Source organism: Fulvivirga maritima (genome assembly GCF_021389955.1).
In the GTDB taxonomy this organism is placed as follows: domain Bacteria; phylum Bacteroidota; class Bacteroidia; order Cytophagales; family Cyclobacteriaceae; genus Fulvivirga; species Fulvivirga maritima.
The window spans coordinates 5,831,523-5,853,139 of the sequence record NZ_CP089980.1 but is presented as its reverse complement, the minus strand read 5'-3'; the positions used below and the strand labels follow the sequence as shown (position 1 = coordinate 5,853,139).

The 21,617-nt window shown below is 38.5% G+C and carries 14 protein-coding genes; 12 read left to right on the top strand and 2 right to left on the bottom strand.

Translation table 11 applies throughout. The features are described from left to right. The first annotated feature begins 354 nt into the window (after positions 1-354). The 7 genes from LVD15_RS24550 (at position 355) to LVD15_RS24520 (ending at position 11,429) form a co-directional block, all read left to right on the top strand. A complete protein-coding gene (locus LVD15_RS24550) occupies positions 355-873 on the top strand; it encodes a hypothetical protein (RefSeq protein WP_233777831.1) in 519 nt (172 codons plus the stop codon). Between the two features lie 158 nt (positions 874-1,031). Beyond that, on the top strand, positions 1,032-1,451 hold the full coding sequence (locus tag LVD15_RS24545; protein WP_233777830.1) for a transposase: 420 nt from the start codon (positions 1,032-1,034) through the stop codon (positions 1,449-1,451). A 495-nt stretch (positions 1,452-1,946) separates the two neighbouring features. Next, positions 1,947-3,365, top strand: a complete 1,419-nt coding sequence (locus LVD15_RS24540) for a glycoside hydrolase family 125 protein (protein WP_233777829.1) — start codon at positions 1,947-1,949, stop codon at positions 3,363-3,365. A 78-nt stretch (positions 3,366-3,443) separates the two neighbouring features. Beyond that, positions 3,444-5,504, top strand: coding sequence for a glycoside hydrolase domain-containing protein (locus LVD15_RS24535; protein WP_233777828.1), 2,061 nt, complete (start codon positions 3,444-3,446; stop codon positions 5,502-5,504). A 167-nt stretch (positions 5,505-5,671) separates the two neighbouring features. Beyond that, the gene (locus LVD15_RS24530; RefSeq protein WP_233777827.1) at positions 5,672-7,957 is read left to right on the top strand and encodes a GH92 family glycosyl hydrolase; all 2,286 of its coding nucleotides are present in this window, start codon (positions 5,672-5,674) and stop codon (positions 7,955-7,957) included. A gap of 111 nt (positions 7,958-8,068) precedes the next feature. Continuing rightward, entirely contained in the window at positions 8,069-10,369 is a 2,301-nt protein-coding gene (locus tag LVD15_RS24525; protein WP_233781006.1) for a GH92 family glycosyl hydrolase, read from the top strand. 88 nt (positions 10,370-10,457) lie between these two features. Further along, positions 10,458-11,429 (top strand): glycoside hydrolase family 43 protein, encoded by a 972-nt coding sequence (locus tag LVD15_RS24520; protein WP_370687436.1) that lies wholly within the window; start codon positions 10,458-10,460, stop codon positions 11,427-11,429. A gap of 848 nt (positions 11,430-12,277) precedes the next feature. Here LVD15_RS24520 and LVD15_RS24515 read toward each other — a convergent pair. Both LVD15_RS24515 and LVD15_RS24510 read right to left on the bottom strand, forming a co-directional pair. After that, positions 12,278-12,715, bottom strand: a complete 438-nt coding sequence (locus LVD15_RS24515) for a VOC family protein (protein ID WP_233777825.1) — start codon at positions 12,713-12,715, stop codon at positions 12,278-12,280. 11 nt (positions 12,716-12,726) lie between these two features. Then, positions 12,727-13,176 carry an SRPBCC family protein gene (locus LVD15_RS24510; protein WP_233777824.1) on the bottom strand — a complete coding sequence of 150 codons (450 nt, stop codon included), beginning with the start codon at positions 13,174-13,176 and terminating at the stop codon, positions 12,727-12,729. 1,470 nt (positions 13,177-14,646) lie between these two features. Here LVD15_RS24510 and LVD15_RS24505 point away from each other — a divergent pair. The 5 genes from LVD15_RS24505 to LVD15_RS24485 all read left to right on the top strand — a co-directional run bounded on the left by LVD15_RS24505 (position 14,647) and on the right by LVD15_RS24485 (position 21,615). Then, positions 14,647-15,219, top strand: coding sequence for an RNA polymerase sigma factor (locus LVD15_RS24505; protein WP_233777823.1), 573 nt, complete (start codon positions 14,647-14,649; stop codon positions 15,217-15,219). Positions 15,220-15,290: 71 nt separating this feature from the next. After that, positions 15,291-15,518 carry a hypothetical protein gene (locus tag LVD15_RS24500; protein WP_233777822.1) on the top strand — a complete coding sequence of 76 codons (228 nt, stop codon included), beginning with the start codon at positions 15,291-15,293 and terminating at the stop codon, positions 15,516-15,518. Positions 15,519-15,561: 43 nt separating this feature from the next. Beyond that, on the top strand, positions 15,562-16,317 hold the full coding sequence (locus LVD15_RS24495; protein ID WP_233777821.1) for a FecR family protein: 756 nt from the start codon (positions 15,562-15,564) through the stop codon (positions 16,315-16,317). A 193-nt stretch (positions 16,318-16,510) separates the two neighbouring features. Beyond that, complete coding sequence (locus tag LVD15_RS24490; RefSeq protein WP_233777820.1) at positions 16,511-19,918, top strand: SusC/RagA family TonB-linked outer membrane protein; 3,408 nt, start codon at positions 16,511-16,513, stop codon at positions 19,916-19,918. Positions 19,919-19,953: 35 nt separating this feature from the next. Continuing rightward, the gene (locus LVD15_RS24485; protein ID WP_233777819.1) at positions 19,954-21,615 is read left to right on the top strand and encodes a RagB/SusD family nutrient uptake outer membrane protein; all 1,662 of its coding nucleotides are present in this window, start codon (positions 19,954-19,956) and stop codon (positions 21,613-21,615) included. Positions 21,616-21,617 lie beyond the last annotated feature (2 nt).

Genomic DNA, 21,617 nt, shown 5'->3' with positions numbered 1-21,617 from the left:
CGTCCGCTTGTGCCGCCAAATTGCACAATCAACTTGTACTCAATTGAATATACTGCTATCTTATGCTAAATGAGCAGGAAATACAAATCTAGAGATCTGGGGTTATACTTCGTAACTTTTGCTACTGTTTATTGGATAGATCATTTTTAAGACCTGAATACAATGAGGTTTTGTTAGAAAGTATTCGGTTTGGTCATCCTTTAAAGATTAGGTCACAAGCGGACGCTTGCGCCAGAATGAGTAACTACGGTCACGTCGGGTCTTGAAAGCAGATAAATAGCGAAATAGTATACTTATTAATTTTATTCTATTAGAATTGTGCCTAATACCTACTGTTTGATAAAACAATCAAATATGTTGCATAACAAACCATTTATAACAGTAATAGGCGTAGGGCTACTCTTGTCACTGTGTGGTCAGCTAATTGCCGTGATGCAAAATAATATTCACTGGCAAAAACTGACATTTTTAGACTTAATGGTATTTGAAACTATAGGATTTTTGATTCTGTTAATGAACGGAACACTTATTAAATCCAAATATTTTCGTTATGTAAAGGTCTCTATAGGAATATTATTATTAGGGGCATTGGTAAGAGTTTTGCATCTACCATATGCCACTTCTCTGGCTGCATGTAGCTATCTTGGATTTGTGGTTATATACATATGTAGCTTTATTAATAAACCTTTCAGAAAAAGGTCTGACTATCTTAAATTGTTTTGGGTTTTAGCAACTTTTGTTGAGGGGATATTAAATTTTCTTCATTTAGGTCCTTATGATTTTATGGTGTTGTCACCAGCTATAATGTTTCTTGCAATAGTAGATTTTGTATGGTTTACGAAAGCAAGTAAGTTAGGAGAGAAAGTAGGTTAAATAATTATGCTCCTTATTATTGCCAAAAGGAAAATTAGTCGATGAACGTTGTTCTAAACGAATCCAAGACTATAAAAACCTGACGCAAGCGTCCGCTTGTGCCGCCAAATTACAAATTGAACTTGTACTCAATTGAATATACTGCTATCTTATGCTAAATGAGCAGGAAATACAAATTCAGAGATCAGGAAAGGTTATACTTCGTAAGTTTTGCTACTGTTTATTGGATAGATCTTTTTGTAAGGCCTGAATACAATGAGGTTTTGTTAGAAAGTCTTCGGTTTTGCCAGACTGCAAAGGGGTTGAAAATATTTGCATGGTGTATAATGACTAGCCATGTACATTTAATTATTGGAACTAGCGATCAACCTATGGAAGATATTCTAAGGGATTTCAAAAGTTACACCTCCAGAAAACTGAGATCAGAAATAGAAAAGCATCCAACAGAAAGTCGAAAAGAATGGATTTTATGGATGATGAAACGAGCTGGTGAGAAGAATGGAAATAACAACTTGTGGCAGCTTTGGCAACAGCATAATCAACCAATTGAATTGAGCAATAATAAAATGATGGATTAAAGATTAGACTATCTGCATATGAATCCGGTTGTAGCTGGATTTGTAAATGAACCTCATGATTGGAAATATAGTAGTGCTATAGATTATTATGGAAGTAAAGGTTTACTGGATCTTTGTTTCATTGAATAGGACACAAGCGGACACTTAAGCCAGAATGAGTCAGAATAAGGGTAATAACACATACCTCTCACCCAACTGGTAATTGCGAACGAAACGAAGCGTAATAAAGCAATCTCTAACTTACTTCTGCTGTCAGTCGTTTTAGGTCTTACCATAAACTAAGGCCTTCGTCATAATCACCAGAGGAGGAAAGAAGTCATTCCTTTGTTAACGATAACTTCTCCAATTTTTGGTAATAAAATAAATATTCTGTTTTTTAGATAAATCGATTTAGCTTAATTTCAATATTTCTTTAATATTGAAATAATTAGGCTCTTATCAGGTTTTATTATTTTTAATAAATTAGAGTGACTACTAATACTTACCATATATCTCATGAATAGAAGAAATTTTATACAAAGTTCGGCAGCTGTAGGTGCTGCGGCAGCCCTTGTTAATCCATTCTCGTTATACGCAGCGGCTGATTTTCCGGTAGTGCGTGTAGCCGAAGACAAGCGAAACTTTAAAAGTAAGGCCATTGAAAAGGCCATAAAAAAATTCAAAAAGGGAGTGAATAATGATGAGCTGGCCTGGCTTTTTAACAATTGCTTTCCTAATACATTAGATACCACCGTTACTTATTCAACCAAAAATGGCCGACCAGATACTTATGTGATCACGGGCGATATAGATGCTATGTGGCTGCGTGACAGTGTGGCTCAGGTATGGCCTTATATGAAGTTTATAGATCAGGATAAAGACCTTCAGCATCTTATAGCAGGGGTTATTAACAGGCAGACCAGTTATATTCTCAAAGATCCTTATGCTAATGCTTTTTATGATGATCCTAACAAAAAAGGAGAGTGGTTTAGTGATCATACAGACATGCAACCGGGCGTGCATGAAAGAAAGTATGAAATAGATTCACTATGTTATCCTATCCGCTTAGCATATAATTATTGGAAGTCATCAGGAGATGCCAGTCCGTTTGATGAAAACTGGAAAAAGGCTGTTAAATTGATTTTAAAAACCTTTAAGGAGCAGCAAAGAAAAGAGGACCTGGGGCCTTATTCATTTCAGCGAACCACGCATAAGGGCACTGATACATTGCCTATGAAAGGTTATGGTTACCCTGTTAAGCCTGTGGGGCTTATTTGCTCTATGTTCAGACCTAGTGATGATGCTACGGTATATGCTTATCTGGTTCCTTCTAACTTTTTTGCAGTAGTGAGCTTAAGGCAGGCGGCAGAAATGTTTACAGCCCTGTTTAATGATAACACTACAGCTTCAGAGCTTAATGCCTTAGCAGATGAGGTAGAGGCGGCCCTTAAAAAATATGCTATTATTGATCATCCTAAATATGGTAAAATCTATGCTTTTGAAGTAGATGGCTTTGGTAGCTATAATCTTATGGATGACGCCAATATCCCGAGCTTGCTCTCTTTGCCTTACCTGGATGCGGTAGATATTAATGATCCCATCTATCAAAACACCAGAAAGTATGCTTGGTCAGAAGATAATCCTTTCTTTTTTAAAGGCACAGCAGCAGAAGGAATAGGAGGTCCGCATGTTGATAGAGATATGATCTGGCCTATGAGCATTATTATGAAAGGCCTTACCAGTACGGATAAGGAGGAGATAAAATGGTGCATTAAAACCTTGCAGGAAACGCATGGAGACACCGGTTTTATGCATGAAACTTTCCACAAAAATGACCCTAAAAACTTCACAAGGTCATGGTTTGCCTGGGCTAATACCCTTTTTGGAGAGTTTTTATATAAGACTTTTGAAGAGAGCCCTGAGTTGCTTTCATAACAAAAACTTAACCTCATTTACTATTTATTAAAGGGCAGTAAAAGAAATTTTGCTGCCTCATTTAAATTTTAAGTCCATATGCCTTCGGTTAATCAATCTATAAAAGCCTTATCCTTAATCATATTTAGTTTTATCTATCAAGTCACTTTTGCTCAGTCTGATCAGGTAAATGTTTTTTTAGGTACTTCCGGAGATCATGGGCAGATGTCACCTGCAGCCAGCTACCCGTTTAGCATGCTCAGCATTGGGCCACAGACTTACCCGGCTACGCACCCTGGTTATGAATATTATGCTAAAGAATATCTTGGCTTTACCCATAACCGAATGGAAGGTGTTGGCTGCCGGGGAGATGGAGGTAATATTCTGGTGAAGCCGTTTACTAGTGGAAATTATAAAGAGAAGCTTATAAAGAAAAGTCAGGACGGGAGTGCAGGGTATTATGGTGTAAGGTTCAAAAATGGAATACAGGCAGAGTTCACAGTAAATGAAAAGCAAGGGCTACACCATTATACTTTCACCAATAGTAATAATGGTGTATTTATAGATCTTGGACATGCGTTTGTAGGCAGATTTAAAGAGGAACAGCACAAAATAGTAGGAAACACACTTCATGGCTATATAGTGTCGGGAACCACATGCAGCAGAGGTTTTTATAAGATTTATTACTCCATATATTTTAATAAAGCAGTAGAGTTCCAAAAAGTGGCTAACCACCAGTTGCTGGCAAAGTTGGATCCAGAGGTAAAGGAACTGGAAATGAGAATCGCCTTTTCTTCTGTAGATGTAGAGCATGCACAAAAGAGCATTAACACCAAAACATTTGATCAGCTGAAGGCTGCTACTACTGAAGCCTGGAATGAACAACTTGGTCAGATAGAAGTAAGGGGAAGTAAAGAAAGAGAAGATCTTTTTTACTCTCTGTTATACAGGGCTTTACAATCTCCTTTTGTAATATCCGAGTCAGATCATAGCTATACGGCTATTGACGGTTCATTGCAAAAATCAAAAAATACTTTTTATAACGGTTGGGCCATTTGGGATAATTATAAAACCCAGCTGCCCCTGCTTTCACTGGCTTATGCTGATCAGTATGGAGACATGATGTGGTCTGTTCAGGAAATGTATAAGCATGGAAAAAAGGACTTTTCTACAGACCATGAACCTTCCCAAACCGTGCGCACCGAACATGCCGTGGTAGTGCTTTTAGATGCTTACAGAAAAGGCTATAAAATTGATTTTGATGCTATTGCCGATTCACTCATCAGCGAAAATAACCGTTTTGATTATTCTACACCAGATAAAGCCTTAGAAGGCGCTTACGATGATTGGGCGCTGTCGGAAATCTTTGAGATACTTAAAAATGAAGAGCAGGCTAAAAAATATGAAGCCAAAGCCTTAAAGTATAAAGACTATTGGAAAAAGGATTTTGAAGACCTCACCAAAAATGATATTGACCGTATGGGAGCCCGAAAAATGTATCAGGGTACGGTTTGGCAATATCGCTGGCTGGTGCCTTATGATGTGCAGGGGCTGATGGCACTTTGTGGAGGAGAAGATGCCTACCTGGCTCAGCTCGATGAGTTTTTTGAAGGCGATTATTATAACCATGCTAATGAGCCTGATATACAAGTGCCCTGGATGTATCATGGTACCTCACAGCCCTGGAAGAGCCAGGAGCTTATTCATAAGATAGCGGTAGATACCGTTAATCAGTTTTACTTCAATAACAATAGCAAAGGTATTGATCCTTTTGTGGGTGAAATATATACCAATAAACCCAAGGCCTTTCTCCCCACTATGGATGACGATGCGGGAGCGCTGTCGGGCTGGTTCGTATTGGCAGGAGCAGGCATTACCCCGGCTTGCGTAGGTTGGCCTATCTTTTATGTGCATGTGCCATTGTTCGAAAAAGTGGTCTTAAATAAAAATGCCAGAAGATCATTTACGATTGAAGTGAAGAATTTCGGTGAAGAAAATATCTATATCAAATCTTTAACCCTCAACGGCAAGCCGCTCAAAAGAAATTGGCTCACCCATGAAGAAATCATGAAAGGGGGCACGCTGCAAATTGAGGCTAGTGATGAGAGGAAAAACAAGACATTTACAGATCCCTGGCTAACAAGCCTTGAGGGGAAATAAGATTGGGAATTCTTTTGGAAGCCCTTTACCGGTAGTCCTTTAATTTTACCTCAGATAAAGGTATACAGTAAGTACAAATAATCTATTTAGGTAAATCGATTTACTACGTTATTTTTAACATTAATAGTTCCTTTCAACTCGCTAATCATTTGAATAATTATTATAAAATGAAGATTGTTTACATCATTTGTTCTGTTTTTCTGTATAGCCTTTCAGGGTATGCACAAATAGTGGATCAGGTTACTAACCCGGTTGACTATGTTAATCCGCTCATGGGCACAGACTCAGATCCTGGCCTTTCTAATGGAAATACCTATCCGGCGGTGGCAGTGCCCTGGGGGATGAACTTCTGGACTCCGCAAACCGGACCAATGGGCCACGGATGGGCTTATACTTATAATAGCCATAAGATCAGAGGTTTTAAACAAACGCACCAGCCATCACCCTGGATGAATGACTACGGGCAATTTTCTATCATGCCGGTAATTGGTAAGAAGTTTAATCAGGATGAAAGAGCGAGCTGGTTTTCTCATAAAGCAGAAGTAGCCAAGCCGTATTATTACAGCGTATATCTGGCCGATTATGATGTGACCGTAGAGCTCACACCTACTGAAAGGGCTGCTCAGTTTCAAATCACTTTTCCTGAATCTGACAGTGCTTACATAGTAATTGATCCTTTTGATAAGGGTTCTTATGTGAAGGTGATTCCTGAGGAGAATAAAATTGTGGGTTACACTACTAAGTACGCTCGCGGTAAGCTGACTAATTTTAAAAATTACTTCGTTATTAAGTTTCATAAGGCTTTTTATGATGTGAATACCTGGGAAGGAGATAAGCTGGCTGAAGGAAAAGCAGAAATGGAAGCGGATCATGCGGGTGCTTTGGTAGGGTTCAAAACCTCAAAGGAAGAGAAAATTAACGTGCAAGTGGCTTCTTCATTTATAAGCTTGGAGCAAGCGGAACTGAATTTAAGTAGAGAGCTGGCGAATGATGACTTTGAAACTACTAAGAAGAAGGCAAGAGATTTATGGAATGATAAATTAGGGAGAATTAAAGCAGAAGGCGGAACCATAGATCAGGTGAGAACATTTTACTCTTGCTTATATAGAACGCTGTTTTTCCCTAATAAATTATATGAGATCAATGAAAAGGAGGAAATAGTACATTGGAGTCCTTATACGGGTGAAATTTTACCAGGCTACATGTTTGCCGGAACGGGCTTTTGGGATACTTTCAGAGCACTTTATCCATTCTTAAATCTGGCATACCCTTCTATAAATAAAGAAATGCAAGCGGGCTTAGCTAATGACTTTAAAGAAGGCGGCTGGCTTCCAGAATGGTCTAGTCCGGGTTATGCTAACATTATGGTAGGTAATAACTCCGCCTCAGTGGTGTCTGATGCGTATATCAAAGGCTTAAGAGGCTATGATGTAGAAACATTATATGAGGCACTGATTCATGGGGCTAATAATGCAGGCCCTATCACAGCAGTAGGTAGAGCAGGAGCGGAGCAATATAAAGATCTGGGCTATGTGCCTTATGATATTGGTATTAATGAAAGTGCTGCCCGTACATTAGAATATGCTTATGATGATTTCGCTATTTATCAGCTTGCTAAGGCACTAGGTAAATCTAAAAAGGAAATAAAGCTCTATAAGAAGAGAGCGATGAATTATAAAAACCTTTTTGATGCTTCATCAGGTCTCATGAGAGGGAAAAATAAGGATGGTTCTTTCCAATCGCCTTTTAATCCATTTAAATGGGGAGATGCTTTTACTGAAGGTAACAGCTGGCATTATAGCTGGTCAGTTTTTCATGATCCCCAAGGCCTTATTGACCTGATGGGCGGTAAGCAGAATTTTGTAGCTAAACTAGATTCTGTTTTTGATCTGCCTCCTGTTTTTGATGACAGTTATTATGGTGGCGTTATCCATGAAATCAGGGAAATGCAAATTGCCAATATGGGGCAATACGCACATGGAAACCAACCCATACAACATATGATTTACCTGTATAACTATGCAGGAGCACCCTGGAAAGCGCAGTACTGGGCCAGAGAAACAATGAACAGAATGTATATGCCTACACCAGATGGTTACTGTGGTGATGAGGATAATGGACAAACATCTGCCTGGTATGTGTTTTCTGCCATGGGATTCTATCCTGTTTGCCCAGCGGTAAATGAGTATGTTCTGGGAGCACCGCTGTTTAAAAAGGTGACTTTGAGCCTGGAAAATGGTAAAGAACTGGTGATTAATGCACCACAAAACAGCGATGAAAACAGATATGTGCAAGAGCTTAAAATAAACGGTCAGGTAAGTACTAAAAACTATCTTGATCATAATGAGATAATGAAAGGGGCCACTTTAGACTTTACTATGGGAGATCAACCAGAGAAGAGCAGAGGGGTGAAAGAAGAGGATTTCCCTTATTCATTATCCACCGAAAAATAATTCCTTTTTGCGTTTTGGTAATTACGAAGTGTGAAGTAATCTTAGGTTGATTGCTTCTGCTTCGTATTTTTATAATTACGCTGATTAAAATAAAAGAGTACAAGATATATGATGAAAAAAAGCTGGTTAATAGGGCTTTGTTTGAGCATCTCTACAATAGTGGTTCATGCTCAGGAAGAGAATGAAAACTGGGTACAATATGTGGACCCGATGATTGGTACGGCACGAATGGGCCATACCTACCCTGGGGCCACAGCTCCATTTGGTATGGTACAGCTTAGCCCTGATACTGATACCATTCCTTATGCCGTAGATGGCAAATACACGGGAGATGTTTATAAATACTGCGCTGGTTATCAGTATGAAGACAAAACCATTGTGGGCTTTAGTCATACTCATTTCAGCGGTACAGGTCATTCTGATTTGGGTGACTTTCTTATAATGCCTACCACAGGTGATCTACAGCTGAACCCAGGCACAGCTGAAAACCCAGAAACGGGATATAGGTCTGCTTTTAGTCATGATAATGAAACTGCTGAAGCGGGTTATTATAAAGTGAAGCTCGATGATCATAACATTACAGCTGAGCTCACCGCTACCACACGCGTGGGTATGCATCAGTATACTTTTTCTGAATCAGAGGAGGCTCATATCATTCTGGATATGATGTATGGCATTTATAACTATGATGAAAAAACTACCTGGGCCTTTATCCGCTATGAAAATGATACTTTAATCACCGGCTATAAATCAACCAATGGCTGGGCCAGAACACGCACTGAGTATTTTGCTATGTCATTTAGCAAGCCTATCAAGTCGTACGGGTTTAAAATGTACGAAAAGCATCCATATCATGGCTTCTGGGGTAGGTTTGATCAGCAAAACAACTTTCCCGAAGCTGCTAATGAAAAAATAAGAGCTCATTTTGATTTCGATACTAAGCCAGGGGAGAAGATCAAGATAAAGTTTGCTTTGTCTCCGGTAAGCACTGCTAATGCCATAGAAAATATGAATGCAGAGGTGCTAGGCTGGGATTTTGATGCGGTAAAAGCACAGACACAAGCCGCCTGGAATAAAGAACTGGGCAAAGTTACTGCTGATGCCGGCACCAAAGCGGACATGACTAACTTTTATACAGCTATGTATCATGCCTTTTTAGGCCCCACTGTTTATCAGGATGTAAATGGCCAGTATAAAGGGCTGGATCAAAACGTGCATAAAGCTGACGATTTCACTAATTACACCAGCTTTTCACTTTGGGATACATACAGAGCCCTACATCCATTGTTTAACGTTTTGCAGCCAACCAGAAATCAGAATATGATTCAATCCATGCTGGCCCATTATGATCAGAGTGTGCATAAAATGCTGCCCATCTGGTCTCACTATGCTAATGAAAACTGGTGTATGATCGGATATCATAGTGTGCCTGTAATTGCTGATGCAGTAATTAAAGAGAATGCTGATTTTGATGTAGAACATGCTCTTGAAGCTTGTATAAACACGGCCAACACCCGTTATTTTGATGGCATAGGTGAATACATAGATAGAGGTTATGTGCCTGAAGATAAAAGCGGTGCTTCTGTATCTAAAACCTTAGAGTATGCGTATGATGACTGGTGCATAGCTCAAATGGCAAAAAAACTAGGCAAGGAAGATGTTTATAAGGAGTTTATGAAGCGGTCAGAAAGCTATAAAAATGTGTATGATGTTAATTCAGGCTTTATGAGACCTAAGCTGGCCAATGGTGAATGGAAAAAGGATTTTGATCCATTAAATACTCACGGACAAGGTTTTATAGAAGGAAACTCATGGAATTACAGCCTTTATGTTCCACATGATCCCAAAGCTATGATTGACATGATGGGAGGGGATCAGCAATTTATCCCGCATTTAGATTCATTATTCTCAATGGAATTACCAGATAAGTATTTTGAACATACAGAAGATATTTCCAGAGATGGCATTATAGGTAATTATGTGCATGGAAACGAGCCATCACATCATGTAGTGTACCTTTATGACTGGACTGCCCAGCCCTGGAAAGCACAGGATAAGATAAGAATGATCCTTAAAGAAATGTACAAAACAGGAGCAAACGGCTTGGGTGGTAATGATGACTTTGGTCAGATGAGTGCCTGGTACTTGTTCAGTTCTTTAGGTTTTTACCCTGTAGCACCCGGATCTAACCAATACATGTTGGGGAGTCCCGCAGTGAATACAGCTACTATTCATTTGGAAAATGGAAAAACTTTTAAAATTGAAGCCAAAAAGCAGAGTCCAAAGAATGTGTTTGTTAAAAAAGTAGAGCTTAATGGCGAAGTGATAGATCAGACCTTTATCACTCATGAAGATATTGAAAATGGCGGTACGCTTACTTTTTATATGAGCAACAAACCGAATAAGAAATAGGCAGTAATGCTAATTGTTTAAATGATATAGCCCGAAGAATTTAATTATACTTCGGGCTTTTTATTGATCAATACCGAAATTAAAAATGATGAAAAAGGCCTTAATATTTGCATTGTCATTGATGGCAGGCTCCTCAATGGCGCAAAAGCATAAGACTTCAGGAAATCCCTTGTTTGAAGGCTGGTATGCGGACCCTGAAGGAGTAGTTTTTGACAAAGAATACTGGATTTACCCTACCTATTCAGATGCTTATGAGAAGCAGGTATTTATGGATGCTTTCTCTTCCAAAGATCTGGTGAAGTGGAAAAAGCATTCCCATGTAATTGATACAGCAGCGGTAAAATGGGCTCATATTGCCATGTGGGCTCCGGCTATTATTAAAAAGGATGATAAATACTTCCTGTTTTTCGCGGCTAATGACATTCAGGATAATGAGCAGGAGGGAGGCATTGGCGTAGCCGTAGCAGATACTCCGGAAGGACCTTTTAAAGACTATTTAGGAAAGCCGCTTTTAGATAAATTTTACAACGGCGCCCAACCTATTGATCAGTTTGTGTTTCAAGATATAGACGGGCAGTATTATATGATTTATGGAGGTTGGAAACACTGTAACATAGTAAAGCTAAAAGATGACTTTACCGGTTTTACTGAATATGATGACGGTACCACTTTCAAAGAAATTACGCCAGAAGGGTACGTAGAGGGGCCTTTTATGTTTATGAGGGAAGGTAAATATTATTTTATGTGGTCAGAAGGAGGCTGGGGAGGTCCTAATTATAAGGTGGCCTATGCTATCGCAGATTCTCCTTTTGGTCCGTTTGAAAGAATAGGGGTAGTGTTACAGCAAGACCAGAAAGTAGCTACTGGCGCAGGGCATCATTCTATGATTAAAGTGCCGGGCAAGGATGAATGGTACATCGTTTATCATAGAAGACCACTTACAGAAACTCATCATAACCATAGAGTTACTTGCATAGATAAAGTCGAGTTTGATGAGCAAGGGCATATTAAACCTGTAAAAATTACTTTTGAGGGAGTGGCTCCCAATAAATTGAAATGATATAAATACGATTTTCCTTTAAATCACTCATTTTAGAAATTGACAAAACAACTCATCGCCAAAATAAGTCATTCAACTCTAAAAAATAGCACAAACAGATAATGGCTTTCGGTATTTGAATGGAGGTGTTACCTTAGTATCAATTAAAGCCAACTATAGACAACAAAAGTCCCCTTCAGAACCAGGTTCGAAGGGGATTTTTTGTTTATAACAATTTCAAGAAGTTTGGCTTCTTAATCTTCAAGAGTAACCAAAAAAAACGGCCTTTTAAATTCAATAGATAGTTTCCTTATCTGTCTCAGTCTGATTGAACGCAGTTGTGTAACCTCAATGTCTCAATTGCTGAAATGTCAAAACAACCCATCGTTAAAATCAGTCATTCAACCCTAAAAAATAGCACAAACAGATATTGACTTTCGGTATTTGAAGAGAGGTATTACCTTAGTATCAATTAAAGCCAACTATAGACAACAAAAGTCCCCTTCAGAACCAGGTTCGAAGGGGATTTTTTGTTTATAACACTTTCATGAAGTTGACTTTTCAATCTTCAGGGAAAACCCACCAAAACAGCCTTTTAAATTAAATAGATAATTATCCTGTCTGTCTCAGTTTGAGTGAACGCAGTTTTACAGTCTAAATGTCTCAATTGCTGAAATATCAAAACAACTTATCGCTAAAATCAGTCATTCAACCTTAAAAAATAGCACAAAAAGACATTGACTTTCGGTATTTGAAGAGAGGCATTACCTTCGTATCAATTAAAGCCAACTATAGACAACAGAAGTCCCCTTCAGAACTAGGTTCGAAGGGGATTTTTTGTTTCTGGGGATTTGGTGTTTTGATAGCAATTAGTGTTGTGGCTGCAAGGTGCAGTCGATCATCCATTCTATACCAAATTTATCTCTGAACATACCAAAATAGGAGCTCCAGGGGCTATCTGAGATGGGTACTTCTACTTGGCCGTTAGCTGATAATCCGTTAAATAATTGATCTGCTTCGTCCTTGCTTTCCGTGTTGATACATATCTTGCTTCTGTTTTCGTATTCATTGAGTTTACCATTGATGTCAAGTCCATCACTGGCCATTAATAAATAGTTTTCGCCAATAGGTAAAGCTATATGCATGATTTTATGGGCATCTTTCTCGTTAAGGTTTTGGTTTGGATTGCCAGGTAAGTCGCTGAAGCGAACTACTGAGCTAAACTCACCGCCAAATACTGATTTGTAAAAATTAAATGCTTCTTCAGCATTGCCGTTAAACATAAGATAAGGGTTAATTTTTGCCATATTTTGATTATTTAAGAGTCTGGTATGTTAGGTTCTACTAAAGTTTTTAATTTATACAATGATTCTTGCCAGCCGAGATAGCATAATTCAGTAGGTATTGAATCAGGAATGCCTTCTTGGGTGATGAAAAGCTCTGTGCCGCAAGAAATTTCAGCTAATTCTACCGTGGTTATCATCTTTCCTGGCATATTAGGGTCATCAAATTGATCGGTATTTTTGATGAGCTTATTGGTTTGGATATCGATGTATGTTCCACCAAAGGTGTGAGAGCTGTTGGTTGTGAAGTTTTTAAAAGACATTTCGTAGGTGCCTCCAATTTTGAAATCGATGCTATGGACTTTGCATAAAAATCCATTAGGCGGAAACCAAAATGCTATAGCATCAGGATCTGAGAAGGCTTTGAAAACCTTTTCCACTGGAGCAGTGAAAACACGGTGTAGCTTTACTGTATTATTTGCCATAGGTAGATTCAGATATTTATAATATGTTTAATCCTCTGAGTAAGATTGAAATTATAAACGGCAATATAGTGTATTTTAAGGCTTGCAATTAAAATATTTAAATAAATAATTTGATTATATTCATTTTGATGAGGTGTGGTTCCTGAGCTTATTATGAAAAAGTTAATTAAATCTTCCCTTTCTACATCACGTCCCTTTCTACATCATAATTTAAGTTACAGGTTTACTCCATGTTGGGTCAAAAGTATATGATGTCAAAACAACTCATCGTCAAAATCAGTCATTTAACCCTGAAAAATAACACAAACAGATATTGGCTTTCGGTATTTGAAGAGAGGTATTACCTTAGTATCAATTAAAGCCAACTATAGACAACAAAAGTCCCCTTCAGAACTAGGTTCGAAGGGGATTTTTTGTTTATAACACTTTCAAAAAGTTTGGCTTCTTCTTCAGTAGGCAGAATTACTCAAAGCGACCTTTTAAATTCAATAGATAGTTATCCTGTCTGTCTCAGTCTGGATGAACGCAGTTTTGCAATCTAAATGTATCAATTGCTAAATTGTGAAAACAATTCATCGCCATAATCAGTCATTCAACCTTAAAAAATAGCACAAACAGATATTGGCTTTCGGTATTTGAAGGGAGGCATTACCTTAGTATCAATTAAAGCCAACTATAGACAACAAAAGTCCCCTTCAGAACTAGGTTCGAAGGGGATTTTTTGTTTATAACACTTTCAAAAAGTTTGGCTTCTTCTTCAGCAGGCAGAATTACTCAAAGCGGGCTTTTAAATTCAATAGATAATTATCCTGTCTGTCTCAGTCTGAGTGAACGGAGTTTTGCATTCTAAATATCTTAATTGTTGAAATGTCAAAACAACTCATCGCCATAATCAGTCATTCAACCTTAAAAAATAGCACAAACAGATATTGGCTTTCGGTATTTGAAGGGAGGCATTACCTTAGTATCAATTAAAGCCAACTATAGACAACAGAAGTCCCCTTCAGAACTAGGTTCGAAGGGGATTTTTTGTTTATAACACTTTCAAGAAGTTTGACTTCTTCAGCAGGCAGAATTACTCAAAACGGCCTTTTAAATTCAATAGATAGTTATCCTGTCTGTCTCAGTCTGAGTGAACGGAGTTTTGTGATCTAAATATCTTAATTGCTGAAATGTCAAAACAACTCATCGCCAAAATCAGTGATTCAACCCTAAAAAATAGCACAAACAGATATTGGCTTTCGGTATTTGAATGGAGGCATTACCTTAGTATCAATTAAAGCCAACTATAGACAACAAAAGTCCCCTTCAGAACTAGGTTCGAAGGGGATTTTTTGTTTATAAAAGTCAACATAGGTTTGTGGTTGGTTTTCAGAGTAGTAGGATAGAAGTTTAACAATTATTTAACTCCCGTTAAGCCTGTTTTACTGCATAATTGTCGCTCCTTTGATTCAAATTCTTCCATGTTATATGTCTGATGATAAGCTAGCTTCCGGTCTTAAGAAAGGTGATATTAGAATTTTTGAGGAGGTGTTTTATCTGTATAAGGATAAAATATACAATTTTAGTTATCGCCTGTTGGCATGTGCGGATACCAGTAAAGAAGTAGTGCAAGAAACTATGGTAAGGCTGTGGGAAAACAAAGATAAGCTAGAGCCTTCTAAGTCATTAAATGGCTATATCTACGCCATTGCCCGTAACCTTGTAAATGATCATATGACTGCTTATGCCCGGCATGGAGCTATCACTGTGCAAGAGGTGGGGCTGGCTTCTACTTATGCTGGCGCTATTGAGCAAATTAGTTATGAGGAGATAAAAAAGATAGAGCAGGAGGTGGTGAATCAGCTTCCTCCTAAGCAGAAGGAGGTATACGAGCTGAGTCGGTATGACCAGCTGTCTAATCCAGAAATAGCCGATAGTCTGGGAATTTCTGTTAATTCTGTAAAAACCCATCTCAGGCTAGCACTAAAATCATTGCGAGAGCACTTGAGTCCAGAGAGCAATGCCATGCTTATTATTACCTTATTGTTATTCAAAAATTAACTCAGAATTATATTAAAATTTAGGTTCACCCCAACGCTACACTTATCAGTAATAGGTGTAAAAAAGCAGGAGTGAATACCCTAGAAAGAAAGAATTATCTAAAAGACAAGCTTAAGCATACGGGCTGTTCTCAAGAAGAGCTATCTGAGTTGTACTTCTTGATCCAGAAGCATGGCTCTGACAGTGAGTGGGAGGCCTTGTTAAAAGCTGAATGGGAAAGTCAGCCCTTACATGAGCTGAGTGATCAGGAGGCGCAAAATATGCTGAGGCGCTTAAAGAGAAAAATAAATTCCCCCTAATGGAAAGCAAGTGTGGTGGAAGAACTTTAATAAAGTCTCACGAGTGGCAGCCTCTGTTTTGATTTTGATGTCTTTGATTAGCGCTTTCTTTTTTCATCAACTCAATAAGAAGCCTGAAGCATCAGCCGATAATATAAAATGGATAACCAAGGCCACTCCGAACGGACAGCGATCAGTAGTGAGGTTAAAGGATGGCTCTGTGGTAACACTGAATGCAGGCAGTTCCATTACCTATCCTGAATTCTTTGATAAAGCCAAAAGGCAGATTAAGCTGAAAGGGGAGGCCTTTTTTGAGGTGAGTAAGAATGCGGCCTGGCCATTTGTAGTGGAGTCTCAAGGGGTGCTTACCACAGTTTTAGGTACTTCATTTAATATAAAGGCATTTGATAATCAGAACACGCAAGTTACGGTGGCTACAGGCAAAGTTAAAGTGGCCTCAACTGATATTGATGTGCCCCAGGAAGCTATCCTTAGGCCAAATCAACAAGCCAATTTTCGCTTGGAAGATGAATTGATGGAAGTAAAAGAAGTGGATATTGATAATTACCTGGCCTGGAAAACCAACGAGTTATACTTTGACATGATACCTTTTAGTGAGGTGCTAGAAGTGCTTGAAAAAAAATACAATGTACATATAGCCATGACTAATGACCTGAGTAGTAAGTGTCTGGTGAGAGCCCGGTATAAAAATGAATCATTAGAAACTGTATTAAAAGGTCTTCAGCTTTTGGTGCATTTCAATTTTAAAATTCATGATGGAAATAAAATAACCGTAGAAGGAATGGGTTGTGAGGACTGATTATAAACCTGATGTTTAATCATAAAATGCAATGAGATATGATGTAAAGAGATGATAACTAGTAAGATAGTCACCTCACAGGTGCGTAATAAGTGAAATGATAAAACCTGGAATTGCGGCAACAACTCCAGGCGAATATCCAGCCTAAAATCTTAGGCTAAATAGATTTTAAAAAGAAAATCAAATCAAAAATATGAAATATTACATACAAAAGCTACTTAGTGTGTCTAAGCGTTTATTATATGTTTTTTTAGTAGAAGTGCTGGCAATGCAATTGGTCTTTGCTAACACTACGGTGAGTCAAAGTCTGGAGAATGTACCTGTTTCTATAACAGTTCAGAATGTTCGATTGACAGAAATTTTCAATACTATTGAGAATGAAACTGATTTTGAATTTGCCTATAACTCTAAGGTAAAAGAGAAAACAGATTTACTTACTCTGGTGGTAAGTAATGGTAATTTGAAAGAGGTGTTAGAAAGTATTGCCCTGCAAACACATCTTAATTTCAAACGAATCAACAATAATATTTATGTTTATGAGCCTGCTGATCATGATGCTGAGGTAGCAGCAGTAGAGGAACAAGCTGACTTTACTATTACCGGGGTAGTTCGTGATGGCGAATCAAGAGAGCCATTGCCAGGAGCCTCAGTAGTGGTGGCCAATACTTCAATTGGAGCTATTACTGATATGAATGGTGTTTTTACTCTGGATGTGCCTGAAGAGGCTACCATTTTGGTTATTTCTTATGTAGGATATCTTAGTAAAGAGGTTGCGCTGGCTAGCCAAACTAATATTGAAGTAGCTCTGCAGCCTGATGTTACTCAGTTAGACGAGTTAGTGGTTTTGGGGTATGATGTGCAAACCAAAAGAGATCTTACCGGAGCAGTGGCTACGGTGAACCCTGATCAGATCAAAAGCCTGCCTCCCTCTAGTGTCGAGAAAATGCTGGATGGACGTATGGCCGGCGTACAGGTGCTTACAGATAATGCCCCAGGAGGAAATGTTACAGTAAGGGTTCGTGGTTATGGTACCGTTAATAATAATGATCCTCTTTATATTATTGATGGTGTTCCCGTTTCTAATGGTCTGAATACGATTAATCCGAGCGATATAGCTACTATTCAGGTGCTTAAAGATGCGGCAGCGGCCTCTATTTATGGCTCCAGAGCAGCTAATGGTGTAGTAATTATTACCACCAAAACAGGCTCTAGCGATGAAGCTAAAATCACATTCAATGCTTATGCCGGTGTGCAGAAAGCTTTTAATCTACCTAGAATGCTTTCTGCTCAGGAGTATGGAGATATGCTCTGGCAGGCAGCTGAAAATGACGGTACTGTTCCTTCTCATGATATCTATGGAAATGATCCTAATGGAGCTGTTATTCCTGATTACCTTGATGATGCTGAGACTATACCTAGTGGAGATGTAGACTGGGTAGATGCCATTTTTGATCCTGCAGTAGTGCAGTCTTATAACCTCTCAGTATCTAAAGGAAATGATAAGGCACGACAGGCATTTTCTATTGGCTATTTTAATCAGGAAGGTATTATTAAACACACTGGTTTTGACCGATTTACCACCAGGTTTAACTCTAGCTATAAAATTAAGGACCTATTAGAAATAGGACAGAATTTTGGAGCTACTTACTCCAGAACTACCAGCGTAGGTACTAACTCTTCTCTGGGTAGCATAGTGTATAATGCCATGCAGTTTCCTTCTATAGTGCCTATTAAAGATGTTAATGGTAAGTATGCTGGTAATCCAATAAATGATATATCAAATCCTCTTGGTGATTTGGAGAGGAGTAAAGATAATGTTAGGAGAAATATCAGGTTATTAGGCAATGTATATGTAGGCCTGAACTTGGGAGATTTTGCTGTGAAAAGTAACTTAGGTATTGATTATCATAATTATAATAACCGTAATTTCTCACCTCAGTTCGATGAAATTCTGGCTACTAATAATGTTAATAGCTTAAGTACCAGTAACTCATTTAACTATCAGCTTACCTGGTCAAATACATTAACTTATAATAAGACCATAGGAGACCATAAGTTCGATTTATTGTTGGGCGAGGAGTCTGTAGAATTTTATGAAGAGTCTTTTTCAGGTTCTCGTCAAAACTTTTTCTATGAAGATGAGACTTTCAGATACCTATCTTCAGGAACAGAAAATCAGCTGAACACAGGCTCAGCTAGTGATTGGGCGCTGCTGTCATTTTTTGGTAAGGTAAATTACTCATTAAAAGACAGATACCTTTTCTCAGCTACTATGAGACGAGACGGCACTTCTAGATTGAGTAATAATAACTGGGGTACATTTCCTGCTTTTTCAGCAGGCTGGGTTATTAGCGAAGAGTCATTTTTTAATGTGCAACCGGTAAGTTTTCTGAAGTTGAGAGGAAGCTGGGGGCAGGCAGGTAATCAGCAGGTTCCGGTATATTCTACCCTGGATAGCTACACCCTGAATCCATATTATGCTAATTATTCAATAGATGGAGCACAAGAGGCGGCTTACACGGGTATTGTGCCTAGCCGGGTGCCTAATGCTGATCTGAAATGGGAAGTAACTACGCAGTCAAGTATAGGCTTAGATGTAGGCTTACTGGGTGATAGACTAGAGTTGACAGCAGAATATTTCAGGAAGACTACAGACGATATTTTGATCTATAAACCTATACCGATTACCTATGGGGGAACCAATGATGGTACTTGGGTTAATGGTGGCCAAATGAAAAATAGTGGAATAGAACTCACTTTAGGTTATAAAGGAAAAGTAAGTGCGCTGGATTATAATTTGGGACTTAATATCACTGCCTATAAAAATGAGATGACAGAATTAAACGATGTCGCTTATTTAGGTATCCCTACCTCTTCGCTACACAGTGTAAACTTTGATCAGGATATTTCCAGAACCCAGGTTGGTAAGCCCATAGGCTCCTTTTATGGGTATGAGGCTATAGGAATCTTTAAGTCAGAGGAAGAGATTGCAGCTTACGGATTGCAGCCTGATGCTAAGCCTGGAGATTTGATTTTTAAGGATGTAACTGGAGATGGTGAGTTAAATGCTAATGATAGAACGTTTATAGGTTCCCCTCACCCAGATATGATTTTAGGGTTGAATATGAATTTTTACTATAAAGGATTTGACCTTGCTTTACTTTTTAACGGCTCTTTTGGTAATGATATTTATAACCTTACCAAATACAAAACACATTTCTTTAATCAGTCAGCGTATAATAAAAATAACGAGGTGTTAGGTGCCTGGACACCAGAAAATCCGGGCTCAGAAATCCCAAGGGTTTCATTAGATGATCCTAATAATAACATTAGAGTTTCTTCTTTTTATGTTGAAGATGGTACCTATTTCAAGCTATATAATGTGCAGCTGGGGTATACATTCCCTTCTCAGAAAGGCATGGAATTAAGACTTTACGGTCAGGTTAATAATGTGTTTACCATAACAGGTTATGATGGTATGACCCCTGAAATAGGTCTGCAGAGTTACTCTAACAGTAATAGAAACCTTGATATAGGCATTGATCGTGGTTTATATCCTCCTTCAAGAACTTTTACACTCGGTGTAAATATGAGTTTCTAATTATAAGATTCTGATAATTAATAAATTGAATTAACATGAGATCTCAAATAAAATATATATTGTTTCTGTTTGCCGCAATGGCTTTTTCTTGCGGTGATGATTATCTGGAAGAAGATCCGTATGGAGAAATAGCTCCAGATAAGATGACTGATCCGGAAAATGTAGAGCGAACTATTGTAGCAGCCTACAGTATGCTGAATGGACAGTATGATCAATCTAGTAGTGCCTATAATTCACCGGCTTCTAATTGGAGTTTTGGAGATGTAATGTCTGATGATGCTTACAAAGGCGGTGGTGGAACCGGAGATCAGAGTCAGATTCATCTTATGGAAATATTTAATATCAACCCTACCATAAGTGATTTACAACGAAAGTGGGCGGCGCTGTATGAAGGTATAAAGAGAGCTAACATTTCTATTGACTTGCTTCATAAGTCAGAAGAGTTTGATGCTGACCTTAAAGAGGTGAGATTAGGTGAGCTATATTTCTTAAGAGGCCATTATTTCTTTGAGCTGAAGCGCATTTATAATCAAATCCCTTATGTGGCTGATAGTTTGGTTTTAGTTGATGATTACTATTTATCTAACACCACCTTTACTTCTGATGAACTTTGGGAAAATATAGAAGGTGAGTTTGAAAAGGCTTATGAAATGCTTCCAGAAACTCAGGCAGAAGTAGGTAGACCTAATAAGATTACGGCCATGGCATACTTATCTAAATGCTATGCTTATGAGCAAAAATGGGGTCAGGTAATAGAAGCCACTACGGAAGTGATTAATAGTGGTAAATACCAATTGCTAAGTGATTTTAGAGATGTGTTTTTGCCTGAAAATGATAATAGCAGCGAGATAATATTTGCAGTGCAGCATTCGGTGAATGATGATGCTCCTGATAATTATAATGGAAGTATAGGAGATAGGCTTACTTCTCCCGGAGGGCCTTACTATGAGCAATATGGCTTTCACAGGCCTTCTCAAAATCTCATCAATGCCTTTAAAACGGGCGCAGACGGGCTGCCTGTAAATGATAATATTGACCTGGAAGCCAATGATTTCAAAGATCCCAGGTTAGATCATACCGTGGGGAGGCCTAATATTCCTTATTTAGACTTGAATGTGCTCTATGAGTCATCATGGGCTAGGGACTTGGCTACTTATGGCCCTTATTCGCCTAAAAAGCGTATTGTTTCAGCTAATTCATCCTATTATGTGGCCAGCTGGCCCTATGTGAATGCGCTAAATTATTATATCATCAGGTATGCTGATTTGCTTTTATGGAGAGCAGAGGCATTTGTTGAAAATGTTGATTATGAATCAGCCAGAACTATTGTGAACCAGATTAGGGAAAGAGCCAAAAACAGTGGGCATGTAATGACACTTGATGGATCTGAAGATGCTGATAATTACAGAATAGAGCTTTACAATGACTCTTGGAGTGATTATGCCACGGCTCTACAAGCAGTGCATACCGAAAGAAGGTTGGAGCTGGCCATGGAAGGTCACCGCTTCTTTGACCTGGTAAGATGGGGCCATGCGGCCGAGGTGATGAATGATTATCTTGAAGTTGAAAAGACTAAAAGATCTCACCTGACCAATGCTCATTTTACGGAAGGTGTAAACGAATATTTTCCTATTCCCCAGGCGTACATTGACGTGGTAGGTAGTGATAAAGTGACTCAACGCAACGGGTTCAATTAATA

What these genes read in the sequence shown, in the direction of transcription:
- LVD15_RS24545 (WP_233777830.1), top strand. Translation starts at nt 1,032, where the DNA reads ATGAGCAGGAAATACAAATTCAGAGATCAGGAAAGGTTATACTTCGTA.
- LVD15_RS24510 (WP_233777824.1), bottom strand. Translation starts at nt 13,176, where the DNA reads ATGGCAAATAATACAGTAAAGCTACACCGTGTTTTCACTGCTCCAGTG.
- LVD15_RS24490 (WP_233777820.1), top strand. Translation starts at nt 16,511, where the DNA reads ATGAAATATTACATACAAAAGCTACTTAGTGTGTCTAAGCGTTTATTA.
- LVD15_RS24525 (WP_233781006.1), top strand. Translation starts at nt 8,069, where the DNA reads ATGAAAAAAAGCTGGTTAATAGGGCTTTGTTTGAGCATCTCTACAATA.
- LVD15_RS24485 (WP_233777819.1), top strand. Translation starts at nt 19,954, where the DNA reads ATGAGATCTCAAATAAAATATATATTGTTTCTGTTTGCCGCAATGGCT.
- LVD15_RS24520 (WP_370687436.1), top strand. Translation starts at nt 10,458, where the DNA reads ATGAAAAAGGCCTTAATATTTGCATTGTCATTGATGGCAGGCTCCTCA.
- LVD15_RS24505 (WP_233777823.1), top strand. Translation starts at nt 14,647, where the DNA reads ATGTCTGATGATAAGCTAGCTTCCGGTCTTAAGAAAGGTGATATTAGA.
- LVD15_RS24540 (WP_233777829.1), top strand. Translation starts at nt 1,947, where the DNA reads ATGAATAGAAGAAATTTTATACAAAGTTCGGCAGCTGTAGGTGCTGCG.
- LVD15_RS24515 (WP_233777825.1), bottom strand. Translation starts at nt 12,715, where the DNA reads ATGGCAAAAATTAACCCTTATCTTATGTTTAACGGCAATGCTGAAGAA.
- LVD15_RS24530 (WP_233777827.1), top strand. Translation starts at nt 5,672, where the DNA reads ATGAAGATTGTTTACATCATTTGTTCTGTTTTTCTGTATAGCCTTTCA.
- LVD15_RS24535 (WP_233777828.1), top strand. Translation starts at nt 3,444, where the DNA reads ATGCCTTCGGTTAATCAATCTATAAAAGCCTTATCCTTAATCATATTT.
- LVD15_RS24550 (WP_233777831.1), top strand. Translation starts at nt 355, where the DNA reads ATGTTGCATAACAAACCATTTATAACAGTAATAGGCGTAGGGCTACTC.